Source organism: Actinomadura logoneensis (assembly GCF_003428695.1).
GTDB classification, from domain to species: domain Bacteria; phylum Actinomycetota; class Actinomycetes; order Streptosporangiales; family Streptosporangiaceae; genus Spirillospora; species Spirillospora logoneensis.
In genome coordinates, this window is record NZ_QURH01000883.1 from 1 (window position 1) to 6,228 (window position 6,228).

6 protein-coding genes are annotated in these 6,228 nt (G+C 71.9%); 4 read left to right on the forward strand and 2 right to left on the reverse strand.

Annotated features, from left to right (window positions below; translation table 11 throughout):
• Positions 1–581: PucR family transcriptional regulator ligand-binding domain-containing protein (locus DZF91_RS29785; protein ID WP_199486977.1), on the reverse strand; the 581-nt coding region annotated here is incomplete at its 3' end.
• 130 nt (positions 582–711) lie between these two features.
• On the opposite strand from DZF91_RS29785, the gene gabT reads away from it, so the two are divergent.
• From gabT to DZF91_RS29800, 3 genes are all read left to right on the forward strand, one after another.
• Positions 712–2,052: a 4-aminobutyrate--2-oxoglutarate transaminase gene (gene gabT / locus DZF91_RS29790; protein WP_117360426.1), complete on the forward strand. Its 1,341-nt coding sequence runs from the start codon at positions 712–714 to the stop codon at positions 2,050–2,052.
• A gap of 291 nt (positions 2,053–2,343) precedes the next feature.
• Positions 2,344–2,715 (forward strand): hypothetical protein, encoded by a 372-nt coding sequence (locus tag DZF91_RS29795; protein ID WP_147341447.1) that lies wholly within the window; start codon positions 2,344–2,346, stop codon positions 2,713–2,715.
• A 77-nt stretch (positions 2,716–2,792) separates the two neighbouring features.
• Positions 2,793–3,707 (forward strand): DUF6895 family protein, encoded by a 915-nt coding sequence (locus DZF91_RS29800; protein WP_147341448.1) that lies wholly within the window; start codon positions 2,793–2,795, stop codon positions 3,705–3,707.
• Positions 3,708–3,872: 165 nt separating this feature from the next.
• On the opposite strand, the gene DZF91_RS29805 is transcribed toward DZF91_RS29800, so the two are convergent.
• Positions 3,873–5,588 (reverse strand): ExeM/NucH family extracellular endonuclease, encoded by a 1,716-nt coding sequence (locus DZF91_RS29805; RefSeq protein WP_117360429.1) that lies wholly within the window; start codon positions 5,586–5,588, stop codon positions 3,873–3,875.
• A 211-nt stretch (positions 5,589–5,799) separates the two neighbouring features.
• On the opposite strand from DZF91_RS29805, the gene DZF91_RS29810 reads away from it, so the two are divergent.
• Positions 5,800–6,228, forward strand: a 429-nt coding sequence (locus tag DZF91_RS29810) for an AfsR/SARP family transcriptional regulator (RefSeq protein ID WP_199486978.1), incomplete at its 3' end; no start/stop codon positions are given.

A 6,228-nucleotide genomic window follows, 5' to 3' on the forward strand; every position in this document is an offset into this window, starting at 1 on the left:
AGCCGCGCCAGGTCCGGGAGCAGGGCGGCGGCCCGGGACGCGGCGGACGCGGGTTCGGCGTGCCGGACGGCCCCCGCGGCGTCCAGCAGCAGCGCCCATCCGCCCAGCTCGCGGGCGAGCCGGACGATCACGGCGGCGGGCCCTTCGAGCGCGGCGCGGGACAGGGCGCGCTGGGCCTGGAACGCGCGGGTGACGTCCTCGTACCACTCGGCGGCGAGCATCCGGGAGACGGCCTTGCCGACGGCGATGAACGGCGTCGCGCGCGGGACCTCCAGCAGCGCCAGTCCGTGCGTGCGCGCGGCGGCGACCAGGGCGGGAGGGACCGCGTCGTGCACGACCCCGACGCCGAAGCCGACCCCGGCGACGCCCCGGCGCACCAGCCGCGCGACGTACTCGGCGGCGTTGTCCGGGGTCAGCCGCATGCCGGTGGTGAGCAGCAGCTCGCCGCCCTCCAGGTAGGCGGCCGGGTCCTCCAGCTCGCTGACGGCGACCCAGGCGACCGGGGCGTCCGCCGGGACGGGCGTCAGCGGGCGCAGGCCGAGCCGGGGGAGCGCGGCGACGGCGGCGAGGCGGGGCGGCACGTCCGGGTCCTTTCCGTCGGGACGGGCCGGGTCGGCACGTCCGGGTCCTTCCGCCAGGGCGAGAGGGGCGGCGGCGATTCGCCGCCGCGGCGAGTTCAGCCTACGGCCCGGCCGGTCTACCGTCGGCCGCATGACCAGCGAAATCGCGCAGGAACGGCGCATCGTCACGGAGATCCCCGGCCCCCGCTCCCGGGAGTTGCAGGAGCGCCGCCGGGCGGCCGTCCCGCCCGGCGTCGGCAGCGTGCTGCCGGTGTACGTGACGGACGCGGGCGGCGGCGTCGTGGTGGACGCAGACGGCAACTCGCTGATCGACTTCGGCTCCGGCATCGCCGTCACCAACGTCGGCAACGCCAACGCGCGCGTGGCCGAGCGGGTGAAGGCCCAGGTCGAGCGGTTCACCCACACGTGTTTCATGGTCGCGCCGTACGAGTCGTACGTGCAGGTCTGCGAGGCGCTGAACGCGCTCACGCCGGGCGACCACGAGAAGCGGACGATCCTGGTCAACAGCGGCGCGGAGGCGGTGGAGAACGCCGTCAAGATCGCCCGGTACGCGACCGGGCGGCAGGCCGTCGTGGTGTTCGACCACGGCTACCACGGCCGGACGCTGCTGACGATGACGCTGACCGCCAAGAACATGCCGTACAAGCACGGGTTCGGCCCGTACGCGCCCGAGGTCTACCGGATGCCGCTGGCCTACCCGTTCCGCTGGCCGTCCGGGCCGGAGAACTGCGGCGAGGAGGCGGCGCGGCAGGCGATCGACCAGATCACCAAGCAGATCGGCCCGGAGAACGTGGCCGCCGTGGTGATCGAGCCGATCGCGGGCGAGGGCGGCTTCATCGAGCCCGCGCCGGGCTTCCTGCCGCGCATCGCCGAGTTCGCCGAGGCCAACGGCATCCTGTTCGTGGCGGACGAGGTGCAGACGGGCTTCGCGCGCACCGGCGACCTGTTCGCGTGCGAGCACGAGGGCATCGTCCCGGACCTCATCACCACCGCGAAGGGCATCGCGGGCGGCCTGCCGCTCGCCGCCGTCACCGGACGCGCCGACATCATGGACAAGGTCCACGGCGGCGGCCTCGGCGGCACCTACGGCGGCAACCCGCTCGCCTGCGAGGCGGCGCTGGCCGTCCTGGAGGAGATCGAGGCGCGCGGGCTGGTCGAGCGCGCCCGCGCCATCGGGGACACGATGCTGCCGAGGCTGCGCGAGCTGGCCGCCGCGCACGAGGCGATCGGGGACGTCCGGGGGCGCGGCGCGATGGTCGCGATCGAGCTGGTCAAGCCCGGCACCAAGGAGCCGGACCCGCAGCTCACCGCCGAGGTCGCCCGCCGCTGCCACCAGGCCGGACTGCTCGTCCTGACCGCCGGGACCTACGGCAACGTGCTGCGCTTCCTGCCGCCGCTGGTCATCCCCGACCACCTGCTGAACGAGGGCCTCGACATCCTCGCCGACGCCTTCACCGCCGCCACCGCCTGACAGGCGGACGGTCCCCTCCACGCCGTCGGCACTGATTCCCGGAGCGCATCGAATTCGCTCCGGGAATCGTCGTTTCAGATAAGGAATGTTTCAGTATCAAGTCAGTGACCCTGATGAGCCCGGGTTCTGACGGAGAAGGGCCTGGTTCTCCCTCTTTGTCCTCACTTCGATTCTGCGGCAAGTCCATGCGCGCTGGAACGAAAGGCTGCCCTGACGTGGGCGCCGATTGTTTCCATGAATTGACCGGCGCAACATGGCATAGAGAAGCAGACGCTCGAGAAAGGGGAACCGATGGCCAAGTGGACTCTGCCAGTGAAGGTCACCGTGAACACGGGCGCGGAGGTCACCAATCTCCACGTCCAGCATCGTTACGACAGGGACCACTACGATGACAAGGAGTGGACCGAGGCAAAGGACGGCGACGTCCTCACCGGGCTCAGCGCCACGTTCTGGACCGGGTTCATCAGGACCGGGGTCGACTACTGGTGGATCAAGTTCACCTGCGAGGGGAAGACCTACACCTGCAAGGACGATTTCTACTGCTACCTCACGGCGGACGACGGTGAGAGCGGCGGTCCCGTCATGATCACCTTCAGCCGGGGCAGCATGACGGTCAACCCTCCCAAGTCGTCGTCCTGCCAGGTCACCGTCTACGAGACCTGAGCGGCGACGGTTCCCACCGTCCGCGGCACGCCGGCGGGCGGTGGGCGCCTCGTCGCCGGGAGGTGCGGGGGGAGCACGTGATCGCCCGCGAAGGCCGCTCGGTGGGAGCGCGGGGGGAAGCCGGGGCGGTTCTTCGTCGATGGCTCGAAGAGAACATCGACCTTTTCCTGCCGCGCGTCGGCGCGTCCGCGCACCCTGTCGAGCACATGCTGCGGCTCAGTGAGATGTCGCTGATTCTTCTCGGCATGAGCCGCCGGAGTGTTGCGGGGGACGAGTGCTATGGCGCCTGGGCGAAGAAAATGGCGTGCATTCTCGCGGACGGCCTGCGTGCGGTAGAGGAACCGATCGTGGCGGAATTCAGTGCCCGCTCGCCCGGCGTCCGCGCTCTGCTGATCGCGTTCCCGGCTCTGGAGATCTGCACGGCAACGCGTTTCCGGACGCACGACCTGGTGGACCGGGCACTCGAGTCGGGCAATAGCGACCATCGATCGGGCACCGACCTGGAGTTGGCCTTCGCCCGCGATGTGGCCGGACTCCACGCCTGTCGCGCGACCATTTCGGCCGAGTTCGCCAAGGTCGCGTGCGGAGGCGCGACGTCACGGGTCATGGGCCGCCGCGAACTCTACGACCTCAGCCATTTGGTCTTCTACGCCACCAGGATGGGACGTCGGAAGCCCGGCTGGAATGCCGTCCAGGCCGCATCGGTTCGTCAACGCCTGCGGACCGGCGGGGCGGCCCGGCTGCGAGCCCGGGATCTGGATCCGGCCGCCGAAGCGGTCATGGGCCTCTTGATGGCGGGGTTTCCCCCTTGCGTCTTCGTCGACGAGGCCACCGCCGCTCTTTCGGTCGCAGCTGAGACATTCGGCTACGTCCCCGCGCAGTCGCCCGAGGCGGGGCAGATGTCCCACCGCCTCCGGCACTATCACTCCACCCTGGTGGGGCTGTCGGCCCTCGCCGAGTTCGAGCGGCTCCAGACGACGGCAGGACGTTGAGCCGAGCAGCCCCGGCTGGGCCCTCCGCTCAGAGCGCGGTTCGTGCCCTGAAGAGAAGAGGGCCGCCGGCAAGGTGCCCGTTCCCGGGTCCTTTCCGACGGCCCTCCGAGCTGTCCGGGTGAGGATTCCCCGCAGTCGGCTCTCGGTACTTCCCGGTGACGGGGGTCAGCGGAGGCGGAGGCCGATCACGACCGGGTCGTGGTCGGACGAGCGGTACGCGTCCGGGTGGTACAGGTACGGCGGGTTGTACTTGGTGGCGTAGCCCTCGGCGAGCGGCTCGTCCGCGTTGATGTGCCAGATGGCCGCGCCGGTGACCCGCTTGGACAGCGCCTTTCCGGTCAGGACGTGGTCCAGCTCGCCGGACTGGCCCTGGAAGACGTAGCTGTAGCGCTGCGCCGGCTTGACGAACCGCTCGGTCTGGCCGACGAGCCCGCCGCCGACCAGCGCCTTGACCGGGTCCTCGGCGGTGTAGGCGTTCAGGTCGCCGAGCACGACCGGGTTGGTCTCCCCGGCGGCCAGCTCCGCGACGGCCTTCGCCTGCGCGACGCGGCGCGGGTTGAAGCAGCCCTGCCCGTCGCCCTGGTCCTTGTCCGCGCCGGTCGCGCCGGTGCAGCCCTTGGACTTGAAGTGGTTGGCGATGAGCGTGAAGCGCGCGCCCTTGCCGTCGGCGCGGGAGAAGGTCTGCACGAGCGGCGGACGCTCGAACACCGGCGCGTCGGACGAGCGCGGCGCGCCCTCCGGCCGGACCCTGGCGGGCTTGTAGATCGCCGCGACGTGGATCTCGTCGGTGCCGGGGTTCGGGTGCCGGATCCACGCGTAGGTGCCCGCGCCGACCTCGGCGTTCAGCTTGTCGACCAGGGTCTGGATGGCCGAGTCGGCGCCCGCGGCGTCGTTGTTCTCGACCTCCATCAGGCCCGCGACGTCCGGGTTCAGGCCCTTGATCGCGGCGACCAGCTTGGCGAGCTGCCGGTCGCGCTCCTCGACGCTGGTCGCACCGCGCTTGTTCAGCGTGGTGAACCAGTTCTGGGTGTTGAAGCCGGCGACGCGCACGTCACCGCCGACCGGGGCGGGTTTCGCGTGGCGCGGGTTGGTCCGGGCGAACTTCGGCAGCTTCGCCGGCTCCAGCCGGTAGCTGCCGAACCCCTGCGACATGATCGCGGTGAGTCCGGTCGTGGAGTCGCCGACGCGCAGCACCCTCGGCCGGGTGTACGGCGGGACGGGCGGGTTCTGCACGTTCGAGCCGTCGTCGAGCAGGACGCGGTGGGCGTCGTTCCACTCCTGCGTCCGGCCGCGGCCCTCGGTGGGGTTGAACAGGCGTCCGGCGGACGAGAGCGACACCTCGCCGTAGCGGCCGAGGTCGTACACCTCGGTGGCGGTGAGGCGCTGCGGGAAGCGGACGAGCATGCCCTCGTACCGCTCCATCGTCACCCCGTCGGGGAGCGGGAGCCGGACATCGGTCGGCCGGACGGCCGGACCGGTGCCGCAGACGTCCACGGCGGACGCGGGCGACAGCTCGGTCAGCCCGCTGTACTCGGTCACCTTGCCGGTGACCAGGACGTGGTCGCCCGCCTTGACGTCCTGGGTGGAGTAGACGAACAGGCCCTCGGAGGTCGCCGGGTCGGCGTCGGGGGCCGGGTCCTGGATGTAGAACCCCTTGAGCTGGTCGGTCCGGCGGAAGTCGCCGGTGACGACACCCTCCACGCGGACGGTCTGCCCGGCGAGGGGAGAGGCGGCCGCGGAGCCCTGGACCTGGGCGATCCGGTGGTCGGCGGGCGTCTCACAGGCGGCCGCCGGGGTCTCGGCGCGGGCGGGGCCGGAGTACCCGGCGAGCCCGGCGGCGGCGACGGCCGCGGTCGCGAGTGCTGCTGCTTTTCGGCGCATGGGACGGGAGCGTAGGGGCGCGGGTCCGTCCCAAACAGAACCAAGCGTGAAGACTCCACCAATTTGTAATGAGATGTGGTGAATTCAGGGGATGCTGCGACGCGCGGGACCGAACCGGACCACAGGGACCACATCGCAGGTCGGTACGGCGCGGTGTCCGGGGGCGGGGCCGGGGCGAGCGCGCGGCGGCCGGATGCGAGAGGCTGCCGGGGTGACCCCCACCTCACTGCGCTGCACGCTGCTCGGCACGCTGACGGTCCGGCGCGGCGCGACCCGGATCCGCACCGGACCGCCGCAGCAGGGCGCGCTGCTCGCCGCGCTGCTGCTGCGCGGCGGCCGGACGGCGGGCGTGGACGAGCTGGTCGCCGCGCTCTGGGAGCGCGAGCCGCCCGTCCGCGCCGTCGGCACGATCCGCACGTACGTGTCGCGGCTGCGCGGCGCGCTGGAGGAGGACCGGGCCCGGCCGCGCCTGCTGGTCTCGGCGGACGGCGGGTACGCGCTGCGCGTCCCGCCCGAGTCGGTGGACGCGGTGGTGTTCGAACGGCTCGTCCGGGACGGGCGCACCGCCGCCGAGCGCGGCGACCACGCCGAGGCGCGCCGCCTGCTGCGGGAGGCCGACGCCCTGTGGGGCGGCGAACCG

Bases quoted from the DNA above. Each gene is read 5' to 3' on its own strand.
- gabT (WP_117360426.1), top strand. From the start codon at position 712: ATGACCAGCGAAATCGCGCAGGAACGGCGCATCGTCACGGAGATCCCC.
- DZF91_RS29795 (WP_147341447.1), top strand. From the start codon at position 2,344: ATGGCCAAGTGGACTCTGCCAGTGAAGGTCACCGTGAACACGGGCGCG.
- DZF91_RS29805 (WP_117360429.1), bottom strand. From the start codon at position 5,588: ATGCGCCGAAAAGCAGCAGCACTCGCGACCGCGGCCGTCGCCGCCGCC.